The sequence below is a fragment of the Pseudomonas pichavaramensis genome (genome assembly GCF_050473265.1).
Lineage (GTDB): Bacteria > Pseudomonadota > Gammaproteobacteria > Pseudomonadales > Pseudomonadaceae > Aquipseudomonas.
On sequence record NZ_JBJKFJ010000003.1, the window covers coordinates 15,830 to 35,853 of the forward strand.

Here is a 20,024-nt window from a genome sequence, read left to right on the forward strand (position 1 = left end):
TGCCTCAGATGTGCAGGATGAATTCGCGTACCAGCTTGCTGCCGAAATAGGCCAGCATCAGCAGGCAGAACCCGGCGAGGGTCCAGCGAATGGCCTTGTGGCCGCGCCAGCCCAGTTGATGGCGACCCCACAACAGTACGGCGAAAACCACCCAGGCGAAGCAGGAGAGAATGGTCTTGTGCGCCAGGTGCTGGGCGAACAGATCATCGATATACAGCGCGCCCGACAGCAGCGACAGCGACAGCAGCAGCCAGCCGGCGAAGAGGAAACCGAACAGCAGGCTTTCCATGGTTTGCAGCGGCGGGAAGTTGCGGATCAGCCCGGATGGGTGCTTGTGCTTGAGTTGGTAGTCCTGAAGCAGCAGCAGGACCGACTGGAATACGGCGATGGTCAGCATGCCGTAAGCCAGGATGGAGAACAGGATATGGGCGAGGATGCCCGGGTGCTCGTCGATCGGGTTGATGGTGCCACTGGGCATGAATTCGGCTGCCAGCACGGTCAGCGTGCCAAGCGGGAAGAGCAGCAGCAGCAGGTTTTCGACCGGGATGCGCAGGCACGCCAGGAGAATCAGGGCGATGACCGCGCAGGCGATCAGGCTGGCTGCATTGAAGAAGTCCAGGTTGAGGCCGCGTACGTCATACAACTGGAAAAACAGGCTGGCGACATGCAGGCATAAAGCGAGTGCGCCGAGCGCTACCAGCAGGCGTTTGTCGGGAATGCTGCGCTTGGTCAGGCGCAGACCTTGGTAAGCAGTGGCGCCGGCATAAAGGAGGGCGGCGGCAAGAGTGGGCAACAGAGGGTGCATAAATCCGTGTAAGGCGAGCCCGAAAGGCGCTGAGTGTGGCACAGAAGGGTATCGGCACGAAAGACTGCCGGCGGTGTCGGCAGCTCGGCGACTTCGCTATAATCCGCCGCCTGTCGCACATCCGGCACGCCGGGTCGCACCCTATTAAGGAACGCGCATGTTCGAAAATCTTACCGATCGCCTGTCCCAGACGCTGCGTAACGTCACGGGCAAGGCCAAGCTGACCGAAGACAACATCAAGGATACGCTGCGCGAAGTGCGCATGGCCCTGCTCGAGGCCGACGTGGCCCTGCCGGTGGTCAAGGACTTCGTCGGCAAGGTCAAGGAGCGTGCCGTTGGCACCGAGGTGTCCAAAAGCCTGACGCCGGGCCAGGCCTTCGTGAAGATCGTCCGTGCCGAGCTCGAAGAGCTGATGGGGGCGGCCAATGAGGATCTGGCGCTCAATGCTGCGCCGCCAGCCGTGGTGCTGATGGCCGGTCTGCAGGGGGCGGGCAAGACCACCACCGCGGGCAAACTGGCCAAGTTCCTCAAGGAGCGCAAGAAGAAGTCGGTGCTGCTGGTCTCTGCCGACGTTTATCGTCCGGCCGCGATCAAGCAGCTGGAAACCCTGGCTGGCGATCTGGATGTTGCCTTCTTCCCCTCCGATGCCAGTCAGAAGCCAGTGGATATCGCCAATGCGGCTATCCGTGAGGCCAAGCTGAAGTTCGTCGATGTGGTCATCCTCGATACCGCCGGCCGCTTGGCCGTGGACGCCGAGATGATGGCCGAAATCCAGGCGCTGCATGCGGCGGTCAAGCCGGTGGAGACCCTGTTCGTGGTCGACGCCATGACCGGTCAGGATGCCGCCAATACGGCCAAGGCGTTCAGCGATGCGCTGCCGCTGACCGGTGTGGTGCTGACCAAGGTCGACGGTGACGCCCGTGGCGGTGCCGCGCTGTCGGTGCGCCATATCACCGGCAAGCCGATCAAGTTCATCGGTATGGGCGAGAAGAGCGATGCGCTCGAGCCCTTCCACCCCGATCGTATCGCTTCGCGCATTCTGGGTATGGGTGATGTGCTCAGCCTCATCGAGCAGGCCGAGCAGACCCTCGACCGCGAGAAGGCCGACAAACTCACCAAGAAGCTGAAGAAGGGCAAGGGCTTCGATCTCGAAGACTTCCGTGACCAACTGCAGCAGATGAAGAACATGGGGGGGCTTGGCGGCCTGATGGACAAGCTGCCGTCCATCGGCGGAGTCAATCTGTCGCAGATGGGCAACGCCCAGGGCGCTGCCGAGAAGCAGTTCAAGCAGATGGAGGCGATCATCAATTCGATGACGCCGGCCGAGCGCCGTGACCCGGACATCATCAGCGGTTCGCGCAAGCGCCGTATTGCGCTGGGTTCCGGCACCCAGGTGCAGGACATCGGGCGGCTGATCAAGCAGCACAAGCAGATGCAGAAGATGATGAAGAAATTCACTGCCAAGGGCGGCATGGCCAAGATGATGCGCGGCATGGGCGGCATGCTCCCTGGCGGCGGCATGCCGAAATTCTGATGTTTGTAGCCCGGTCGAAGGCCGGCTGGAAAAAGAGATTTGCAAACCGCCGCATAATCCTTAAAATATGCGGCCTTTCGGGCCCAGGCCCATTTTTAATGTGTGCCTCAAGTTAGCACCGACTATAGGAACGATGTTCACATGGTAACCATCCGTCTTGCTCGTGGCGGCTCCAAAAAGCGCCCCTTCTACCACCTGACCGTGACCAACAGCCGCAATGCGCGCGACGGTCGCTTCGTTGAGCGTATCGGTTTCTTCAACCCGATCGCCTCGGGTGCTGAAGTGAAGCTGTCCGTCAATCAAGAGCGTGCAGCCTACTGGCTGAGCCAAGGCGCTCAACCGTCTGAGCGCGTTGCTCAGCTGCTCAAGGAAGCTGCCAAGGCTGCTGCCTAAGCATCTTTATGAGTACGACGCCGGCCGTCGCCGAGGACCTGATCGTTCTTGGCAAGATTGTTTCGGTGCACGGCGTCAGGGGTGAAGTGAAGGTGTATTCCTTTACCGACCCTATCGATAACGTGCTCGATTACCGTAACTGGACGCTCAAGCGTGACGGTGAGGTAAAGAAAGTTGAACTGGCCAGCGGCCGCCTGCAAGGCAAGGTGCTGGTAGCCAAGTTGAAAGGTCTGGATGATCGCGAAGTCGCGCGTAGCTACGCCGGTTTCGAGATCTGTGTGCCGCGTAGCGAGCTGCCAGAGCTGGATGATGGCGAGTTCTACTGGTACCAGTTGCAGGGCTTGAAGGTCATTGATCAGGCAGAGCAGTTGCTCGGTGTGATCGACCACTTGTTCGAGACCGGTGCCAACGATGTGATGGTGGTCAAGCCCTGCGCGGGTAGCCTGGATGATCGCGAGCGTCTGTTGCCCTATACGGCGCAATGCGTGCTTTCGATCGATTTGGCAGCCGGCGAGATGCAGGTCGACTGGGATGCGGATTTCTAAGGCTCATGCGCGTAGAAGTCATCACGCTGTTCCCTGAGATGTTCGCCGCCATCGGCGAGTACGGCATCACCAGTCGTGCGGTGAGGCAGGAGCTGCTCAAGCTCAACTGCTGGAATCCGCGGGACTACACAACGGATCGCCACCATACGGTGGATGACCGTCCCTTTGGCGGTGGCCCGGGGATGGTGATGAAGATCAAGCCTCTCGAGGATGCCTTGGCTAGCGCCAAGCAGGCCGCGGGGGAGACGGCGAAGGTGATTTACCTGTCGCCGCAGGGACGTCGTCTGAATCAGGCGGCGGTCCGCGAGCTGGCGCAGGAGGATGCACTGATCCTGATTGCCGGTCGTTATGAAGGCATCGACGAGCGTTTCATCGAAACGCATGTCGATGAGGAATGGTCGGTTGGCGACTACGTCCTGTCCGGCGGTGAGCTGCCGGCCATGGTGCTGATCGATGCGGTGACGCGCCTTTTGCCTGGTGCATTGGGTCATGCCGATTCGGCCGAGGAGGACTCCTTTACGGATGGCTTGCTCGACTGCCCGCACTACACCCGCCCGGAGGTGTATGCGGATAAACGTGTTCCCGAAGTGTTGCTTAGTGGCAACCACGAACACATCCGGCGCTGGCGTTTGCAGCAGTCCCTTGGTCGGACCTGGCAACGTCGCGCTGATCTTCTGGATAGCCGCTCGCTTTCTGGAGAAGAGAAGAAGCTGCTGGAGGAATACATCCGCCAGCGGGACGATAGTTAACGTATCGATGGCAGGCCGGGAGGCTTGTCTTAGGAGCGCAGCATGACCAACAAGATTATCCAGATGCTCGAAGCCGAGCAGATGAACAAAGAAATCCCGACTTTCGCCCCGGGCGACACCGTTGTCGTGCAAGTGAAAGTGAAGGAAGGCGACCGTCAGCGTCTGCAGGCCTTCGAAGGCGTTGTTATCGCCAAGCGTAACCGCGGCCTGAACAGCGCGTTCACCGTGCGTAAAATCTCCAGCGGTGTAGGCGTTGAGCGTACCTTCCAGACCTACTCGCCGCTGGTCGACAGCCTGAGCGTCAAGCGTCGCGGTGACGTGCGCAAAGCCAAGCTGTACTACCTGCGCGACCTGTCCGGCAAAGCCGCGCGCATCAAGGAAAAGCTGTCCTAAGTTCGGACGCTTCTCTAAAAAAAGCAGCCTACGGGCTGCTTTTTTCGTTTCTGGACGGCGCTGACCGTCAGGTCCATCCATTGCATGAGTAGTCGTGGCATGACCCCGAGAGAGCAAGAAATCCAGCGGCGCATCGCGCTGTCGGAAACCCGTGTGACCAAGGCGGTGTTCCCGCCGACCACCAATCATCACAACACCCTGTTCGGCGGTACTGCGCTGGCCTGGATGGACGAGGTATCGTTCATCGCTGCCACGCGTTTCTGCCGGCTGCCGTTGGTGACGGTGTCCAGCGACCGTATCGATTTCAAGCATGCGATCCCGGCCGGCTCCATCGTCGAGCTGGTCGGGCGGGTGATCAAGGTCGGCAATACCAGCCTCAAGGTGGAGGTCGAGGTGTTCGTCGAGGGTTTGTATCAGGAAGGACGCGAGCGGGCCATCAGCGGCAGCTTCAGCTTCGTTGCTGTCGACGAGCAGCAGAAGCCCGTGCCGGTGTTGCCCGGCTTCGCGCAGTAGGTATGCGGTGGCTCAGGGGCGCAGGCTGACTTTCAGGCTGGCCTGCGACAGATCGATGTTGTGCAGGCTCAGGTTGCCGAAGCTCTGCCCGGCGGGGCCTCCCTTGACGCGGATATTGTCGAAGCGCAGCTCGCCGATCGAGCTGGGCAGATTGACGTTGAACGAGCCGTCGTTGTTCAGCGTCGAGCGCAGCTTACCTGTGTCGTAGCGCACGTCGCTCAGACGGGTTTCGGCGTCCAGGTTGTCGAGCACCGGCATCACCAGCTTGGCCAGCTGCTTGACCGTGCCGAGCCCGTCGTCGCTTTCCGCGCGTAGCAACAACCCTTGCAGGGCGTCGTCCAGGCCCTGCGCGCTGACCTCGCTCATCTCGCGGTCACTCAGCGACTGCATGCCTCGCGGCGTTTCGTCCTGGCTGATGCTGCTGGGTGGTTGCAAGCGCTGGATATCAGCACTGGCCATCTGGAAGGGCGTCATCAGGGCGGCCACCAGGGTGGCGGCGAGGCGCAGACTGCTCTGCTTCTTCAGTGCCTTGCTCAGTTGCTTCTGGGTCAGCAGACCCTGTTCTACCAGCACTTCGCCGAGGCGCTTGTGGCTGGTCAGCTGTACCTTGATGGCAACATCCAGCTGCGTAGCGCTGATCAGTCCCTTGTTGATCAGTATCTGGCCGAGTCGTGAATTGACGTGTTGGGACATAGAGAGCTACCGGTAGGGTGATGGCATGGTGCAATCATGCGCGCGACTTCCCTGTCTGTCACCCAACCAAAGATAGGCTGCGCTGCCGGGCGTTCATGTGGCGGCGGGGCATTCCTCTACAGGTGCCGCAGGGGCCGTTTCCTCTGTTTCGATCAGTGCCATTAGCGTCCAGCCCGCGCCGGGGGTGAAGGTCAGTGGTTGGGTGGCGATATGCAGCCAGCCATTGGGTGCGCGAGCCAGCAGCAAGGTGGCGCGCTTGCCGTATCGAGTCGTGTAGGCATTCCAGTCGAATGTCTCGGTCAGCGTGGTGCTGCGAACCTCGTCGCCACGTGCCAGCCGGCTGGCGAACTGCGGGTAACTGAGCGCTTGGCCGCCCATCGCTGTGCCGCGTACCTCATCGCTGCTGCGATGCTTGTCGCTGCGCCTGCCATCGGTGCTGGTGGGCAGGGTGAAGCGCCGGTTGCTCGGGAAGTCATGGCGAAAATGCATGCAAGCCAGAGCGTTGAGTTCTGCTGATGGGGCCAGTGCCAGCAGGTGGCCGAGGCCGACCAGATCCAGATGCGCTTCGGCATGTTGCGAGGTGGGGTTGCCGAAGTAGGTTGGCAGCCCGGCCATGCGTGCCGCGCGAATGTTCTCCCAGCTCGAGTCGGTCAGCAGTACCTGGCTGCCGAGCCCCTGGATGGCCTTGCCTACTGCCCTGGCGACCGGGTTGGCGCCGACGATCAGGAAGCCGCTTGGTGAAGGCTCTGCCACCTTGAGCAGGCGAGCCAGCGGGCGCGCCGTCGCGCTTTGCAGGACCACGGTACCGATGATGACCAGGAAGGTCAGTGGCACCAGCAACTGGGCCTGTTCATTGCCTTGCTGCTCCAGGCGCAGGGCGAAGATCGCCGAGACCGCTGCGGCGACGATGCCGCGTGGGGCGATCCAGGCGAGCAGAGCGCGTTCGCGCCAGTTCAGGCTGGAGCCCAGGGTGCAGGCGAGGATGTTCAGCGGGCGGGCGATCAGCTGGATCACTGCGAGCAGCGCCAGTGTCGCCGGCCCCTGTGCCAGCAGGGCGTACAGGTCTAGCCGGGCGGCGAGGATGATGAACAGGCCGGAGATCAGCAGCACGCTGAGATTCTCCTTGAAATGCAGAATCGGCCGGATGTCCACGCCGCGCATGTTGGCCAGCCACATGCCCATGACCGTTACGGCCAGCAGGCCGGACTCATGCACCAGCAGGTTGGCGGCGATAAAGATGCCCAGCACGGCGGCCAGCGAGGCGAAGTTGTGCAGATACTCCGGTAGCCAGCGCCGGCGCAGCACGATGCCGAAGGCCCAGCCGGCGGCGGCGCCGAGCAGGCTGCCGCAGGCGATCACTGCGGCGAAGGTGCTGAGGCTCTCGCTCAGTGCGTTGCCTTCGCCGTAGCTGACGATGAAGGCGAAGGTCACCACCGCCAGCAGGGCGCCGATGGGGTCGATGACGATGCCTTCCCAGCGCAGGATGTTGGCGACTGCCGACGTGGGACGAACCACGCGCAGCATCGGGGCGATCACCGTGGGGCCGGTGACCAGCGTCAGGGTGCCGAACAGCAGGGCAAGATCCCAGGCGAAGCCCAGCAGGTAGTGGCTGGCCAGGCTGATCACGGCCCAGGTGAGCAGGGCGCCGAGGGTCACCAGGCGATGCACGACCTTACCGATCTCGCGCCATTCGGAGAGGTGCAGGGTCAGGCTGCCTTCGAACAGGATCAGCGCGACGGCCAGCGAGATGAAGGGAAACAGTAGCGGGCCGAACAGCTCCTGTGGATCAAGCAGGCCCAGCAAAGGCCCGGCGAGAATGCCGCCGAACAGCAAAAACAGGATGGCCGGCAGGCGCAGTCGCCAGGCCAGCCATTGGCTAGCCAGTGCCAGCAGGCCAATGCCGCCCAGGCTCAGCAGGATCTGTGTTTCTGTCATCGGATCTCCTTATCGGATTACAAAAAAACTTCCGGGAGAAGTTTTTGATGTCGTGCAGCGACGGCCCTGAGGGTAGCCCCGGGGATGGCAGACCACAAAAAACTTCCGGGAGAAGTTTTTGACGTCGCGTAGTGACGGCCCTGAGAGTAGCTCCGGGGATGGCAGGCCACAAAAAACTTCCGGGAGACGTTTTTGACGTCGCGTAGCGACGGCCCTGAGGGTAGCCCCAGGGATGGCAGGCCACAAAAAACTTCCGGGAGAAGTTTTTGACGTCGCGTAGCGACGGCCCGGAGGGTGGCCGCCAGGGATGGCAGGCCACAAAAAACGATCTCCGCTGCCGGGGCTGCGCTGACAGTCTCGAAGTTTGCGCTGCCATGATGCAATGGGGTTGTGGAACACTAGCGGCTTATTTTGTCATGGGCTTTCGATGTCAACGTTAACTCATCCCCTGATCGACCGCTTCCTCGAAGCATTGTGGCTGGAAAAGGGGCTTTCCGCTCATACTCAGGCTGCCTACCGCAGCGACCTGGAGCATTTCAACGCCTGGTTGGATGCGCGTGGCCTGGCGCTGCAGCACATCGGCCGCGATGCCATTCTCGATCACTTGGCCTGGCGGCTCGAACAGGGGTACCAGGCGCGTTCGACGGCGCGGTTTCTATCTGGCTTGCGCGGTTTTTATCGCTTCTTGCTGCGCGAGAATTTGATCAGCGAAGACCCGACGCTGCAGGTCGAGCTGCCACAGATTGGCCGGCCACTGCCCAAGTCGCTGTCGGAGGCGGACGTCGAGGCCCTGTTGCAGGCGCCTGATCTGGACGACCCCATTGGGCTGCGTGATCGCGCCATGCTCGAGGTGCTCTACGCCTGCGGGCTGCGGGTCAGCGAGCTGGTGGGGCTGACGTTGGAGCAGGTCAATCTGCGCCAGGGCGTGTTGCGCGTGTTCGGCAAGGGCAGCAAGGAGCGCCTGGTGCCGCTGGGTGAGGAGGCCATTGCCTGGATCGAGCGTTATACGCGTGAAGCTCGCCCGCTGTTGTTGGGCGGTAAGCCCAGTGATGTGCTGTTTCCCAGCTTGCGGGGCGAGCAGATGACCCGGCAGACCTTCTGGCACCGGATCAAGCTCCAGGCCCGCGTCGCGGGAATTGCCAAGGCGTTGTCGCCGCATACTTTGCGCCATGCGTTCGCCACTCATTTGCTCAACCATGGTGCCGATCTACGTGTGGTGCAGATGCTGCTGGGCCATAGCGATCTGTCGACCACGCAGATCTACACGCATATTGCCCGTGCGCGTCTGCAGGAGTTGCACGCGCAGCATCACCCGCGGGGCTGACAACAGATAAACGAAACCCCCGCCATCGTTACCGAGGGCGGGGTGCGTTCTTTCGGAGGCTTATTTCAGGCTGTTTTTCAGTGCCTGGGCGGCCTGTTCCATGGCACTGCGTACCGCTGGAACTTCCGAAACCACGTTGAGCAGCCCGTAATCATGGATCATGCCGTTGTAGCGGATGGACGTGACCGCTACACCAGCAGCATTCAGGCGGCGGGCGTAGGCTTCACCTTCATCACGCAGCACGTCCATCTCAGCGGTCTGTACCAGTGCTGGTGGCAGGCCTTGCAGTTGCTCCAGGCTGGCGCGCAGCGGAGAGGCGTAGATCTCGTTACGCTGCTTCGGGTCGGTGGTGTAGTTGTCCCAGAACCACTCCATCATGCCGCGAGTCAGGAAGTGGCCTTCGGCGAACTGGTTGTAGGAGGCGTTGTTGAAGTTGGCATCGGTGACCGGCCAGAGCAGCAACTGGAAACGCAGCTTCGGCGTACCGGCAGCCTTAGCCTTCAGGGCCACTACAGCCGCCATGTTGCCGCCGACGCTGTTACCGGCTACGGCCAGGCGCGAACCATCGACACCGATATTGCTGCCGTTGTCTGCGACCCACTGGGTCGCTGCGTAAGCCTGGTTGATCGCGGTCGGGTACTTGGCTTCCGGCGACGGTGTGTAGTCCACGTAAATCGCCGCGGCGCCAGAACCTACCACCAGGTCACGAATCAGGCGCTCATGGGTCGGGTAGTCGCCCAGCACCCAGCCGCCGCCATGGAAGAACATGAAGCCGGGAAGCACGCCGCGAGCGCCTTCAGGACGGACCACCTTGAGGGTGATGGATTGGCCGTCGACCTCGATCACCTTGGTGTCAACGATGATGCCGGACAGATCCACTTTGACGCTGGCCTGAGCGCCCACCAGTACGGCGCGGGCGTCTTTCGGGGAAAGCGTCTCCAGTGGCTGGCCGCCGCCGGCTGCCAGTGCGTCGAGGAAGCCTTGGGTGTTGCGTTCTACGCCAGGGCTGCCGGCGGCGAAGCTGCTGCTTACGGCCAGAGCGAGCAGCCCGGCGGTCAGAGTGCGAGAAATGTTCATGGTCAAACTCCTGTCGATAGGTTGGGCTGCTGAGCTCAGTTCTGGTTGGTGCAAACGCTGGACAACTGCTCGTAGTCGAGGACTTCCACTTCACCCGCGCTATTGCGGTAGGTCATCTTGGCCGTCACGACCTCGCACTGCGGGCTGTTGGGAACCTCGATGGAGATCACCTTGGCGATATCCAGCGTCTGGCCATAGCGGTAGGAGGTGGCCTCTGCGCTGTGGGCGAGAGAGCTCAGCGAGAGAGCGGTCAGGGCGATTGCGAACAGGGTGCGAGTTTTCATGGAAGTTCTCCTCATGGGGCCGCGCTCGGGCTGTGGCCGCGAGCGCTGGCTGCTGTCTGTCAGACGATGGTTAGGGTGACGTCGATGTTGCCGCGGGTGGCGTTGGAGTACGGGCAGACGATGTGCGCGCGATCCACCAGGGTCTGTGCCGCTTCAGGGGCCAGGCCGGGAAGGCTGATACGCAGCTCCACTTCGATACCGAAGCCGGTGGGGATGGCGCCGATACCGACGGTGCCCTCGATGAAGGTGTCAGCCGGGATGCTCAGCTTGTCGCGAGCTGCGACGAATTTCAGTGCACCGAGGAAGCAGGCGGAGTAGCCGGCGGCGAACAGTTGCTCCGGGTTGGTGCCGTTGCCACCTGCACCGCCCAGTTCTTTCGGGGTGGTCAGGGCGATGTCCAGAATGCCGTCGGAGGAAACGGCGCGGCCTTCACGGCCACCAAAAGCTTCAGCAGTTGCGCGGTACAGAACGTTTTCGATAGTCATGGCGGTAATCCTCTTGGGTTAGGTTGGATGGATTGGCTTGCTAATGTTTTGTGTGCAAACCGTTTCCATGGAGCGAACTGTATTGCGCAAAAGATTAGCGCGCAAGTTATATTTATCGAGTATTTCGCTATATGCATATGACTCAAGTGAATAAATGGTGCCGGAGCGCCTGGAGGTGGGCGCTGGAAATGTTCAGGCGCTATATACGCAGGCGCCATCTGTTAGCTGTTCGGCTGTCTGGGTCGCCATCTGTGATAGGCTGTCGGGATTTTCACCGGTCCGTCGTTCGACAGGAGTGTTCATGTCCCTGACCCGTATTTCCGCTGCCTTGGCGCTCATGCTGGGCACCGGCGTTTCCATGGCTGCAGATCCTGACCAGACCATTCGCCAGACGCTGAAGTCGCTCGACGCCAATCTGCCGATCGAAGCCATTGCCGAGAGCCCTATGTCGGGCATTTATCAGGTCCAGCTGGAGGGGGGGCGCCAGCTCTATACCAGTGCTGACGGTCAGTTCCTGATTCAGGGCTATCTGTTCCAGGTCAAGGATGGCAAGGCGATCAATCTCACCGAGATCGAAGAAAACCGTGCGGTGGCCAAGCAGATCAATGCCATTCCGGAAAAGGAAATGGTGGTGTTCGCACCCAAGGCGCCGAAAACCCATATCACCGTGTTCACCGACACCGACTGCGGCTATTGCCAGAAGCTGCACAGCGAAGTGCCGGAGCTCAATCGTCTGGGCGTCGAAGTGCGTTATGTGGCTTTCCCGCGCCAGGGCCTGAACAGCCCGGCGGCCAAGGAGCTGGCCAATGTCTGGTGCAGCAAGGATCGCCAGGAGGCGATGAACCGCGCCAAGACACGCAAGAGCGTGGCGGACGCGACCTGCGACAACCCGGTGGCCAAGCAGTATCAGCTCGGCCAGATGATCGGAGTCAACGGTACGCCGGCTATCGTCCTGGCCAATGGCAAAATGATTCCGGGTTATCAGCCGGCGCCGCAGTTGGCCAAGATAGCGCTGGAGTCTAACTAAGAACCTATTCACGACCTGCTGCGCGTCGGCTCTGCTGCGTCAAAAACAGGCTCGGAGAGCCGCTTGCGGCTAACGCACTTCAGTGCGGCCCGAAAGGGTGAGCGAAGCGAGTAATGCTCATTTACAGCTCGTAAACTGCGCGTCCTCGCCTATTTTTTTCTTGCATAGCTCTAGCTCGCGAGTTCGTGAAAAGGTTCTTTTGGGCATGGATTGACTAACAAACAGCCGCTTCGTAATGTGCGGCTCTTTTCGGCGGCCGGGGCATGTCCCGGCCGTTTTATGCAGTGCTGATGGGGATATAGAGCGTGAAGCCGGTCAAAGTGGGTATCTGTGGGCTGGGCACCGTCGGTGGCGGTACTCTGAATGTACTCAAGCGTAACGCCGAGGAGATTACCCGGCGCGCTGGTCGCGGTATCGAGATTACCCAGATCGCGATTCGTTCGCCGAAGCCCCAGTACGACACCACCGGTATTCAGATTACCCAGGACGTCTTCGAGCTGGTCAATAACCCGGAAATCGATGTGGTGGTCGAGCTGATCGGCGGCTACACCCTGGCCCGCGAACTGGTGCTCAAGGCCATCGACAACGGCAAGCACGTGGTCACGGCGAACAAGGCGCTGATCGCCGTGCATGGCAACGAGATCTTCGCCCGCGCCCGTGACAAGGGCGTGATCGTCGCCTTCGAAGCGGCGGTCGCTGGTGGCATTCCGGTGATCAAGGCGATTCGTGAAGGCCTGTCGGCCAACCGCATCAACTGGCTGGCCGGCATCATCAACGGCACCGGCAACTTCATCCTCACCGAGATGCGCGAGAAGGGGCGTGCCTTCGAAGATGTACTCAAGGAAGCGCAGGCGCTGGGTTACGCCGAAGCTGATCCGACCTTCGACGTCGAGGGCATCGACGCCGCGCACAAGCTGACCATTCTGGCCTCGATCGCCTTCGGTCTGCCGCTGCAGTTCGACAAGGCCTACACCGAAGGCATCACCAAGCTGACCACCGCTGATGTGAACTACGCCGAAGCGCTGGGCTACCGCATCAAGCACCTCGGCGTGGCCCGTCGCACCGAGGCCGGCATCGAGCTGCGCGTGCACCCGACGCTGATCCCGGCCGACCGCCTGATCGCCAATGTCAACGGCGTGATGAACGCGGTGATGGTCAATGGCGACGCCGTTGGCAGCACCCTGTACTACGGTGCCGGGGCCGGCATGGAACCGACCGCTTCGGCGGTGGTGGCCGACCTGGTCGACGTGGTGCGTGCGCTCACCACCGATCCGACCAACCGCGTGCCGCACCTGGCCTTCCAGCCTGATTCGCTGTCCGATCACCCGATCCTGCCGATCGAGCAGTGCGAAAGCGCCTACTACCTGCGTATTCAGGCCAAGGATCACCCGGGCGTGCTGGCGCAGGTGGCGAGCATCCTCTCCGAGCGCGGCATCAACATCGAGTCGATCATGCAGAAGGAAGCCGAGGAGCAGGACGGCCTGGTGCCGATGATCCTCGTGACCCATCGTGTGGTCGAGGCGCGTATCATCGAGGCCATCGCCGCCATGGAAGCGCTGGATGGCGTGACCTCGCCGGTCATGCGTCTGCGCGTCGAACAGCTCAATTAACTCGGGCTGCAGGCTACAGGCTGCAGGCCGCAGGCGAACTTGCCTGGAGCCTGAGGCCTGGAGCCTGAAGCCAAAACCGAAGGTTTTGAACAATGCGCTATATCAGTACCCGCGGCCAGGCGCCGGCCCTGAATTTCGAAGACGTGCTACTCGCTGGTCTGGCCAGCGATGGTGGTCTCTACGTGCCGGAGAATCTGCCGCGTTTTACCGTCGAGGAGATCGCTTCCTGGGCCGGGTTGCCTTACCACGAGCTGGCCTTCCGGGTGATGCGTCCGTTCGTCGCCGGCTCCATCGCCGATGCCGACTTCAAGAAGATCCTCGAAGAAACCTACGGTGTGTTCGAGCACAACGCCGTGGCGCCGCTGCGTCAGCTCAACGGCAACGAATGGGTGCTGGAGCTGTTCCACGGCCCGACCCTGGCGTTCAAGGACTTCGCCCTGCAGCTGCTTGGCCGCCTGCTCGATCACGTGCTGGCCAAGCGCGGCGAGCGTGTGGTGATCATGGGCGCCACCTCCGGGGATACCGGTTCGGCGGCCATCGAAGGCTGCAAGGCCTGCGACAACGTCGACATCTTCATCATGCACCCGCACAACCGTGTCTCCGAGGTGCAGCGTCGGCAGATGACCACCATTCTCGGCGACAACATCCATAACATCGCCATCGAAGGCAACTTCGACGACTGCCAGGAGATGGTCAAGGCCAGCTTCGCCGACCAGGGCTTCCTCAAGGGCACCCGTCTGGTTGCGGTCAACTCGATCAACTGGGCGCGGATCATGGCCCAGATCGTCTACTACTTCCACGCGGCCTTGCAGCTCGGTGGTCCGGCGCGTTCTGTGGCGTTCTCGGTGCCGACCGGTAACTTCGGTGACATCTTCGCCGGTTATCTGGCGCGCAACATGGGCCTGCCGATCAGCCAACTGATCGTTGCCACCAACCGCAACGACATCCTGCATCGCTTCATGAGCGGCAATCAGTACGTCAAGGACACCCTGCATCCGACCTTGTCGCCGTCGATGGACATCATGGTCTCGTCCAACTTCGAGCGCCTGCTGTTCGACCTGCACGGCCGCAATGGCGCTGCTATCGCCAGTCTAATGGACAGCTTCAAGCAGGGCGGCGGTTTCAGTGTCGAGGAAGATCGTTGGACCGAAGCGCGCAAACTGTTCGACTCGCTGGCCGTCAACGACGAGCAGACCTGCGAGACCATTACCGAGGTGTACAAGGAGTGCGGCGAGCTGCTCGACCCGCACACCGCCATCGGCGTGCGTGCTGCGCGTGAATGCCGCCGCAGCCTGGCGACGCCGATGGTGGTGCTGGGTACCGCGCATCCGGTCAAGTTCCCCGAGGCGGTTGAAAAGGCGGGGATCGATGCCGTTCCGACGCTGCCGGAGCACCTGGCAGATCTGTTCCAGCGCGAAGAGCGCTGCACAGTGCTGGCCAACGATCTGAAGACGGTGCAGCAGTTCGTCGCTGCTCACGGCAATCGCGGCAAGCCGCTCTGAGGCTATCGCTTCGATAAAACCGGCGCCCTCGTGGCGCCGGTTTTGTTTACAGGGCGAAGATCAGGCCGGCTAGCGCCATCAGGATGATCAGCGTCAGCCAGATCAGGGCATTCAAACGGCTGGCGCGGACGACGCCAGCGCCGCGCAGGTTCACCGGTGGGTCGTTCTCCAGGTACTGGTCGATGCGGCGTTCGGCTTCCTGTTGGTCCGCTGCCAGGTACTCGCTCAGCAGGTCGATGGCGGCCTGGCGTTGGCCGGCGTGCACGAGCTGGCGTACTGCGGGTGGGAGTTCGTTCATGGCGCTGCCTGTCTCTGAGTAGGGTCGGGGTCACAAGTGCGACCCGGTTGGCGCTTTTTTTCGTGCGTAATGCAAATGTGTGCGGTTTAATTCGACACCTCGCGAATGGAAGCGTTTTGTTCGAGTCATGGATGAGCCCGTGTGCCTGCCTCTCTTATTTCCCATTCCCTTCTGGTCTTCGGCTTTTTGCGCCGAGGACTGATCCTGCGCGCTCGTCTGACGAACGGCATCACATTTATCACATGTAATTACTTTACGGCTCACATGTAAGGGTCTAGGCTGTTGTCCATGGAAAGCAAATCATCAGCCCATTACCAGCGTCTTTATCGTCAGCGTTTGCGTGAGCAAGGGTTGGTGAAGAAGGAGGTCTGGATATTGCCCGAGCACGCGCCGCTGCTGGTTGCGTTCGAGCGCAAACTACGCCAGCCGCAGTCGATGCTGGTTTCGATGGAAGAGGAGGAGGGTATGAGCATGGCTCAGGTTTGGACTGCCAAGACGCTGCATGAGGCTCTGGTGGCAACGGAACTGTTCCAAAGCGGGCAGGCTGCTATCGAGTTGATTCAGGGCGCCGACGCCAGTCTGCATATCACCATGCGCGAATACGGTGATCTGCCGCTGTTCATCGCTGTATATGGTGAGCAGATCATCGTCGAGGCGCTGCTCTGGCCAGCTGCGGATGTGAACGACTCAGCTGCTTTCAATGAGGAAGTGTTGCGCACGCACAAGCTGTTCCCCCTGTCGTCCATCGGCCTGGAGAAGATGGCCGACGGGCGTGACTGCTACACCATGTTCGGTGCGCTGAGTTCCTATTCCACGCTGTCCGACGTGGTATTCGAGATCGAGCTGTTGGCGGACAACGTGATCAAGGCCACCGAAGCCTACGAAGGCTTCCTCAAGTCCGGCGCCTGAGAGGAGAGACCCCCATGAACGTTTGGAGCAAACTGCTGACTGCGCTGCGTGGCGGCGCTAATGAAATGGGCGAGGCCGTAGTCGATAGTCAGGCACTGCGTATTCTCGATCAGGAAATTCGCGACGCCGACCTCGAGCTGCGCAAGTCCAAGGAAGCGCTGGCCGAGATCATGGCCAAGCACAAGCTGGCCAGCGACAAGGTCAGCAAGAGCGCGGCCAGTATTGCCGAGTACGAACAGTACGCCCTGAAGGCGCTGGACGCCGGCAACGAAACCCTGGCCAAGGAAGTGGCCGAGAAGATCGCCAATCTGGAAGTCGAGCAAGCCAGTGAGCGCGAGCAGGCCGACGGCTTTGCCGCCAGCGTTGCGCAGCTGCGCAAGGCTGTGAGCCAGGCAGAGGGCAATATCAAGCGCCTCAAGCAGCAGGTCGATACGGTCAAGGCCACCGAAAGCGTGCAAAAAGCGCAGATGGCCGTTGCCCAGCGCTACGGCGGTTCGCAGGCCAAGCTGCAGACGGCGGTCGAGTCGCTCGAGCGTATCAAGCAGAAGCAGGCCGAGCGTGGCGCGAAGATGGAAGCCTCGGCCGAACTGGCCGCGACCAGCGCGCCGGACGATTCGCTTGAGGCCAAGCTGCGTGCCGCCGGTATCAAGGCCGACAGTGCCAGCGCCGACAGCGTGCTGGCGCGCCTGAAGGACAAGTCCAAGGCCTGATCAGGCCTGCATGCACCGAAAGGCGCGAGCGATCGCGCCTGCCGTACGGATTCGGGAAAGGAAAGCCATGGAACTCTTCCTGCAGACAGCGCTGTCATTCCCCACCGCCATCTACAGCTTTCTGCTGTGTGTGGCAGTCATTTACTGGCTGGTGGTTGCCGCCGGCCTGCTCGAGGTCGACCTGCTCGACATCGAGGCCGATTCGGTGATGGAGGGCGGCGGCCAGACCGAAGGCCTTGCTGGCCTGCTCTACAAGCTCAAGCTCGACGGTGTACCGGTTACGCTGGTGCTGACGTTGCTGTTCTTCTTCGGCTGGTTCGTCTGCTACTTCATTGAACTCTGGCTATTGCGCCATCTGCCACTGGGCATTCTCCGCTACCCGTTGGGGCTGCTGGTGATCGCCGGCGCTTTTGTCGTGGCAGCGCCGCTGTGCGCGGCAATCTGTCGGCCACTGCGTCCCTTGTTCCACAAGGTCGAAGCAATCAGCAGCAAGTCGGTGTTGGGGCAGGTGGCGGTGGTGCGCAGCGGCAAAGTCACCACGCGCCATGGGGAGGCTGTGCTGGAAGACGGTGGTGCGGGGTTGATCCTGCGCGTGCGTGCTGATGAAGCCCTGGGTTTCAAGCGTGGCGACCGCGTCGTGTTGCTGGAATACCTGGTAGCCGAGCATGCCTATCGGGTCATCACTGAAGAAGAGTTTCGAGGCGTCTAGCCACAATCGGTACGTAACAGACGACTGGCAGGCTACGGCACCGCCGAACCTGCCTGCACAATTAGCAAAGGAGTACAGCAGTAATGGAAAACCTCATCCCCTTCATCGTCGGGGCAGGGCTGGTCGTCCTCTTCGTGATCGCCCTGATCGCGCTGTTCAAGGCGTTCTATATCAAGGTCCCGCAAGGCACCGCGCTGATCGTCAACGACATGAGCTCGACGCCCAAGGTGCACTTCACCGGTTCCCTGGTGTACCCGGTGATCCACCTCAAGGAGTTCATGAAGATCTCCCTGATCACTCTGGAAGTCGACCGCCGTGCCAAGGATGGGCTGATCTGCCGCGACAACATGCGCGCCGACATCACCGTGGCTTTCTACCTGCGCGTTAACGAGACCCAGGAAGACGTGCTCAAGGTGGCCAAGGCCATCGGTGTCGACCGTGCCTCCGACCGTGGCGCGGTCAACGAGCTGTTCAACGCCAAGTTCTCCGAAGCGCTGAAGACCGTCGGCAAGCAGTTCGACTTCGTCGAGCTGTTCGAGAACCGTCAGGACTTCCGTGACCGTATCGTCGAAGTGATCGGTAACGACCTCAACGGTTACGTGCTGGAAGACGTGGCCATCGACTACCTGGAACAGACCTCCAAGGCGTCCCTGGACCCGAGCAACATCCTCGACGCCGAGGGTATCCGCAAGATCACCGAGCTGACCGCCGCGCAGAACGTCATCACCAATGACCTGGAGCGCAACGAAGAGCTGGCGATCAAGAAGAAGAACGTCGAAACCCGCGAGGCGACTCTGTCGCTGGAACGCCAGCAGGCCGATGCCGAAGCACGGCAGAAGCGCGAGATCGAAACCATCCGCGCCCGTGAGGAAGCGGAAACCCTCAAGGTGCGCGAAGAAGAGCGCCTGAAGGCCGAGCAGGCACGCATCCAGACCCAGCAGGAGCTGGATATCCGCGCCGAGAACCATCAGCGTGAAGTGGAGGTGGCGCAGCAGAACCGCCAGCGTGCCGTGGTCATCGAGGTGGAGAAGGTCACCCGCGCCAAGGAGCTGGAAGTGGTCTCCCGCGAGCGCGAGGTCGAGCTGCAGCGCATCGAGAAGGAAAAGGCGCTGGAAGAAGAGCGCAAGAACATCGCCGCCGTGGTGCGCGAGCGTGTGGCGGTCGAGAAGACCGTGGCCCAGGAAGAAGAACGCATCAAGGAAGTGCGCGAAGTGTCCGAGGCCGAGCGCTTGAAGCAGGTCACCGTGCTCAACGCCCAGGCCGAAGCCGAGCAGGAACTGGTGCGTCAGGTCAAGCAGGCCGAAGCCGACGAGACCCGTTCCAAGCACAAGGCTGTGGAAATCAACACCCTGGCCCAGGCCGAGCTGGAAGCGGCTGCCAAGAGCGCCGAGGCCAAGAAGAAGCTGGCCGAAGGTATCGAAGCCGAGCGCGCCGCGCCTGGCCTGGCCGATGCGCGTGTGCGTGAAGTCACTGCCGCGGCCAAGGAGAAGGAAGGTCTGGCCGAGGCCCGCGTACAGGCCGAGCGCCTGATCGCCGAAGCCAAGGGTGAGCAGGAGAAAGGTCTGGCCCAGGCACGTGTTACCGAGGCGCAAGCAGCCGCCAAGGAAAAAGACGGCCTGGCCGATGCCAAGGTGCTGGAAGAGAAGCTCGGCGCCCAGGCACGCGGCGAGGAGCAGCTCGGTACCGCCAAGGCCAAGGCCACCCAGGATCTGGGTATGGCCGAAGCGCAGGTGCTGCTGGAGCGCCTCAACGCCGAAGCCGAAGGTCTGGGCAAGAAGTTCGGTGCCCTCGATGCACTCAGCGACAACGCGCGCCAGCACGAGGAGTTCCGCATGCAGCTGGAGAAGAACTTCGAGGAAGCCATGGCGGCCATCGCCGCCAACAAGGACATCGCCAAGGATCAGGCCGAAGTGCTGTCCACTGCGCTGGCCAAGGCGAAGATCGAGATCGTCGGCGGCGAGGGCGACTTCTTCAACTCCTTCGCCAAGTCGCTGTCGGTGGGCAAGGCCATCGAAGGCGTGGTCGGCAAGAGCCCGGTGGTGCAGGACGTGATTTCCCGCCTGCTGGCTGGCAAAGCAGCCCCGGTCGCCCCGAGCGCGGGCTCGGAGCAAGCCTGAGCCTAGGGTGGGCAGCGCGCAGCTTGTCCACCGCTTGCATCGCTAAAGGTGGACAGAAAGCGTTGCCCACCCTAGCGATCATCAATTCAATGCCAGGTCTGGTGGAAGGCGCTTGAGCGGCTCAAGCCATCCCACGGTCCTACCGTTCGACCAATCAGGGACTACGCAATGTCAGAATCAAGAGACTACCTGGAGATGACCTTTCGCTCGATCCAGTGCTTCAGCAACGACGGCCGCCTGGATGCGCAGGAGCTCAAGAGTCTGCTGGAGATCGCCGAGCGCGATGGCGTGATCGACGATAACGAAGTCCGGGTGCTGCGCAAGATCATCGCCCAGGTCCGCCCCGAGGAAATCGACGCGGCGCTGCGCGACAAGATCGCCATCGTCGAGCAGAAGATCGGCGCGTAAGCCA

General features: G+C 61.5%; 22 protein-coding genes. 15 read left to right on the top strand and 7 right to left on the bottom strand.

Going from position 1 to position 20,024, the window contains the following annotated elements; all coding sequences use genetic code 11:
* Nucleotides 1-4 precede the first annotated feature (4 nt).
* Entirely contained in the window at nucleotides 5-805 is an 801-nt protein-coding gene (locus ACJRW5_RS05830; protein WP_484569591.1) for a cytochrome C assembly family protein, read from the bottom strand.
* Nucleotides 806-962: 157 nt separating this feature from the next.
* On the opposite strand from ACJRW5_RS05830, the gene ffh reads away from it, so the two are divergent.
* The 6 genes from ffh to ACJRW5_RS05860 all read left to right on the top strand — a co-directional run bounded on the left by ffh (nucleotide 963) and on the right by ACJRW5_RS05860 (nucleotide 4,932).
* Nucleotides 963-2,339, top strand: coding sequence for a signal recognition particle protein (gene ffh / locus ACJRW5_RS05835; protein ID WP_484569592.1), 1,377 nt, complete (start codon nucleotides 963-965; stop codon nucleotides 2,337-2,339).
* A 141-nt stretch (nucleotides 2,340-2,480) separates the two neighbouring features.
* On the top strand, nucleotides 2,481-2,732 hold the full coding sequence (gene rpsP, locus ACJRW5_RS05840; RefSeq protein WP_009867795.1) for a 30S ribosomal protein S16: 252 nt from the start codon (nucleotides 2,481-2,483) through the stop codon (nucleotides 2,730-2,732).
* Nucleotides 2,733-2,740: 8 nt separating this feature from the next.
* Nucleotides 2,741-3,277, top strand: coding sequence for a ribosome maturation factor RimM (rimM, locus tag ACJRW5_RS05845; protein ID WP_484569593.1), 537 nt, complete (start codon nucleotides 2,741-2,743; stop codon nucleotides 3,275-3,277).
* Nucleotides 3,278-3,282: 5 nt separating this feature from the next.
* On the top strand, nucleotides 3,283-4,026 hold the full coding sequence (gene trmD, locus ACJRW5_RS05850; protein ID WP_484569594.1) for a tRNA (guanosine(37)-N1)-methyltransferase TrmD: 744 nt from the start codon (nucleotides 3,283-3,285) through the stop codon (nucleotides 4,024-4,026).
* Between the two features lie 42 nt (nucleotides 4,027-4,068).
* Nucleotides 4,069-4,419 (top strand): 50S ribosomal protein L19, encoded by a 351-nt coding sequence (gene rplS, locus ACJRW5_RS05855; protein ID WP_003246155.1) that lies wholly within the window; start codon nucleotides 4,069-4,071, stop codon nucleotides 4,417-4,419.
* Nucleotides 4,420-4,518: 99 nt separating this feature from the next.
* The gene (locus tag ACJRW5_RS05860) at nucleotides 4,519-4,932 is read left to right on the top strand and encodes an acyl-CoA thioesterase (RefSeq protein WP_484569595.1); all 414 of its coding nucleotides are present in this window, start codon (nucleotides 4,519-4,521) and stop codon (nucleotides 4,930-4,932) included.
* 12 nt (nucleotides 4,933-4,944) lie between these two features.
* On the opposite strand, the gene ACJRW5_RS05865 is transcribed toward ACJRW5_RS05860, so the two are convergent.
* Nucleotides 4,945-5,625 carry a cyclic di-GMP-binding domain-containing protein, MshE-related gene (locus ACJRW5_RS05865; RefSeq protein ID WP_484569596.1) on the bottom strand — a complete coding sequence of 227 codons (681 nt, stop codon included), beginning with the start codon at nucleotides 5,623-5,625 and terminating at the stop codon, nucleotides 4,945-4,947.
* Nucleotides 5,626-5,718: 93 nt separating this feature from the next.
* On the bottom strand, nucleotides 5,719-7,560 hold the full coding sequence (locus tag ACJRW5_RS05870) for a cation:proton antiporter (RefSeq protein ID WP_484569597.1): 1,842 nt from the start codon (nucleotides 7,558-7,560) through the stop codon (nucleotides 5,719-5,721).
* Between the two features lie 427 nt (nucleotides 7,561-7,987).
* On the opposite strand from ACJRW5_RS05870, the gene xerD reads away from it, so the two are divergent.
* The gene (gene xerD, locus ACJRW5_RS05875) at nucleotides 7,988-8,884 is read left to right on the top strand and encodes a site-specific tyrosine recombinase XerD (RefSeq protein ID WP_484569598.1); all 897 of its coding nucleotides are present in this window, start codon (nucleotides 7,988-7,990) and stop codon (nucleotides 8,882-8,884) included.
* A 60-nt stretch (nucleotides 8,885-8,944) separates the two neighbouring features.
* On the opposite strand, the gene ACJRW5_RS05880 is transcribed toward xerD, so the two are convergent.
* Genes ACJRW5_RS05880 through ACJRW5_RS05890 form a run of 3 tightly spaced genes read right to left on the bottom strand, consistent with a single transcriptional unit; the run spans nucleotide 8,945 to nucleotide 10,730 of the window.
* Complete coding sequence (locus ACJRW5_RS05880; RefSeq protein WP_484569599.1) at nucleotides 8,945-9,961, bottom strand: alpha/beta hydrolase; 1,017 nt, start codon at nucleotides 9,959-9,961, stop codon at nucleotides 8,945-8,947.
* 35 nt (nucleotides 9,962-9,996) lie between these two features.
* Entirely contained in the window at nucleotides 9,997-10,245 is a 249-nt protein-coding gene (locus ACJRW5_RS05885) for a DUF2790 domain-containing protein (RefSeq protein ID WP_484569600.1), read from the bottom strand.
* Nucleotides 10,246-10,304: 59 nt separating this feature from the next.
* Nucleotides 10,305-10,730, bottom strand: a complete 426-nt coding sequence (locus tag ACJRW5_RS05890; RefSeq protein ID WP_036994554.1) for an organic hydroperoxide resistance protein — start codon at nucleotides 10,728-10,730, stop codon at nucleotides 10,305-10,307.
* Nucleotides 10,731-11,031: 301 nt separating this feature from the next.
* On the opposite strand from ACJRW5_RS05890, the gene dsbC reads away from it, so the two are divergent.
* The 3 genes from dsbC to thrC all read left to right on the top strand — a co-directional run bounded on the left by dsbC (nucleotide 11,032) and on the right by thrC (nucleotide 14,869).
* Nucleotides 11,032-11,757 carry a bifunctional protein-disulfide isomerase/oxidoreductase DsbC gene (gene dsbC, locus ACJRW5_RS05895; RefSeq protein ID WP_484569601.1) on the top strand — a complete coding sequence of 242 codons (726 nt, stop codon included), beginning with the start codon at nucleotides 11,032-11,034 and terminating at the stop codon, nucleotides 11,755-11,757.
* A gap of 305 nt (nucleotides 11,758-12,062) precedes the next feature.
* On the top strand, nucleotides 12,063-13,367 hold the full coding sequence (locus tag ACJRW5_RS05900; protein WP_484569602.1) for a homoserine dehydrogenase: 1,305 nt from the start codon (nucleotides 12,063-12,065) through the stop codon (nucleotides 13,365-13,367).
* Nucleotides 13,368-13,459: 92 nt separating this feature from the next.
* The gene (gene thrC / locus ACJRW5_RS05905; protein WP_484569603.1) at nucleotides 13,460-14,869 is read left to right on the top strand and encodes a threonine synthase; all 1,410 of its coding nucleotides are present in this window, start codon (nucleotides 13,460-13,462) and stop codon (nucleotides 14,867-14,869) included.
* Between the two features lie 46 nt (nucleotides 14,870-14,915).
* Here thrC and ACJRW5_RS05910 read toward each other — a convergent pair whose 3' ends face one another.
* A complete protein-coding gene (locus tag ACJRW5_RS05910) occupies nucleotides 14,916-15,167 on the bottom strand; it encodes a hypothetical protein (RefSeq protein ID WP_484569604.1) in 252 nt (83 codons plus the stop codon).
* A gap of 288 nt (nucleotides 15,168-15,455) precedes the next feature.
* On the opposite strand from ACJRW5_RS05910, the gene bacA reads away from it, so the two are divergent.
* The 5 genes from bacA to ACJRW5_RS05935 all read left to right on the top strand — a co-directional run bounded on the left by bacA (nucleotide 15,456) and on the right by ACJRW5_RS05935 (nucleotide 20,020).
* The gene (gene bacA, locus ACJRW5_RS05915) at nucleotides 15,456-16,076 is read left to right on the top strand and encodes a biofilm formation regulator BacA (protein ID WP_484569605.1); all 621 of its coding nucleotides are present in this window, start codon (nucleotides 15,456-15,458) and stop codon (nucleotides 16,074-16,076) included.
* Nucleotides 16,077-16,090: 14 nt separating this feature from the next.
* Nucleotides 16,091-16,786, top strand: a complete 696-nt coding sequence (locus ACJRW5_RS05920; protein ID WP_484569606.1) for a PspA/IM30 family protein — start codon at nucleotides 16,091-16,093, stop codon at nucleotides 16,784-16,786.
* 67 nt (nucleotides 16,787-16,853) lie between these two features.
* Nucleotides 16,854-17,495: a hypothetical protein gene (locus ACJRW5_RS05925; RefSeq protein WP_484569607.1), complete on the top strand. Its 642-nt coding sequence runs from the start codon at nucleotides 16,854-16,856 to the stop codon at nucleotides 17,493-17,495.
* Between the two features lie 83 nt (nucleotides 17,496-17,578).
* Nucleotides 17,579-19,612, top strand: a complete 2,034-nt coding sequence (locus ACJRW5_RS05930; protein ID WP_484569608.1) for a hypothetical protein — start codon at nucleotides 17,579-17,581, stop codon at nucleotides 19,610-19,612.
* A 168-nt stretch (nucleotides 19,613-19,780) separates the two neighbouring features.
* Nucleotides 19,781-20,020: a hypothetical protein gene (locus tag ACJRW5_RS05935; protein WP_037049404.1), complete on the top strand. Its 240-nt coding sequence runs from the start codon at nucleotides 19,781-19,783 to the stop codon at nucleotides 20,018-20,020.
* The last annotated feature ends 4 nt before the right edge of the window (nucleotides 20,021-20,024 follow it).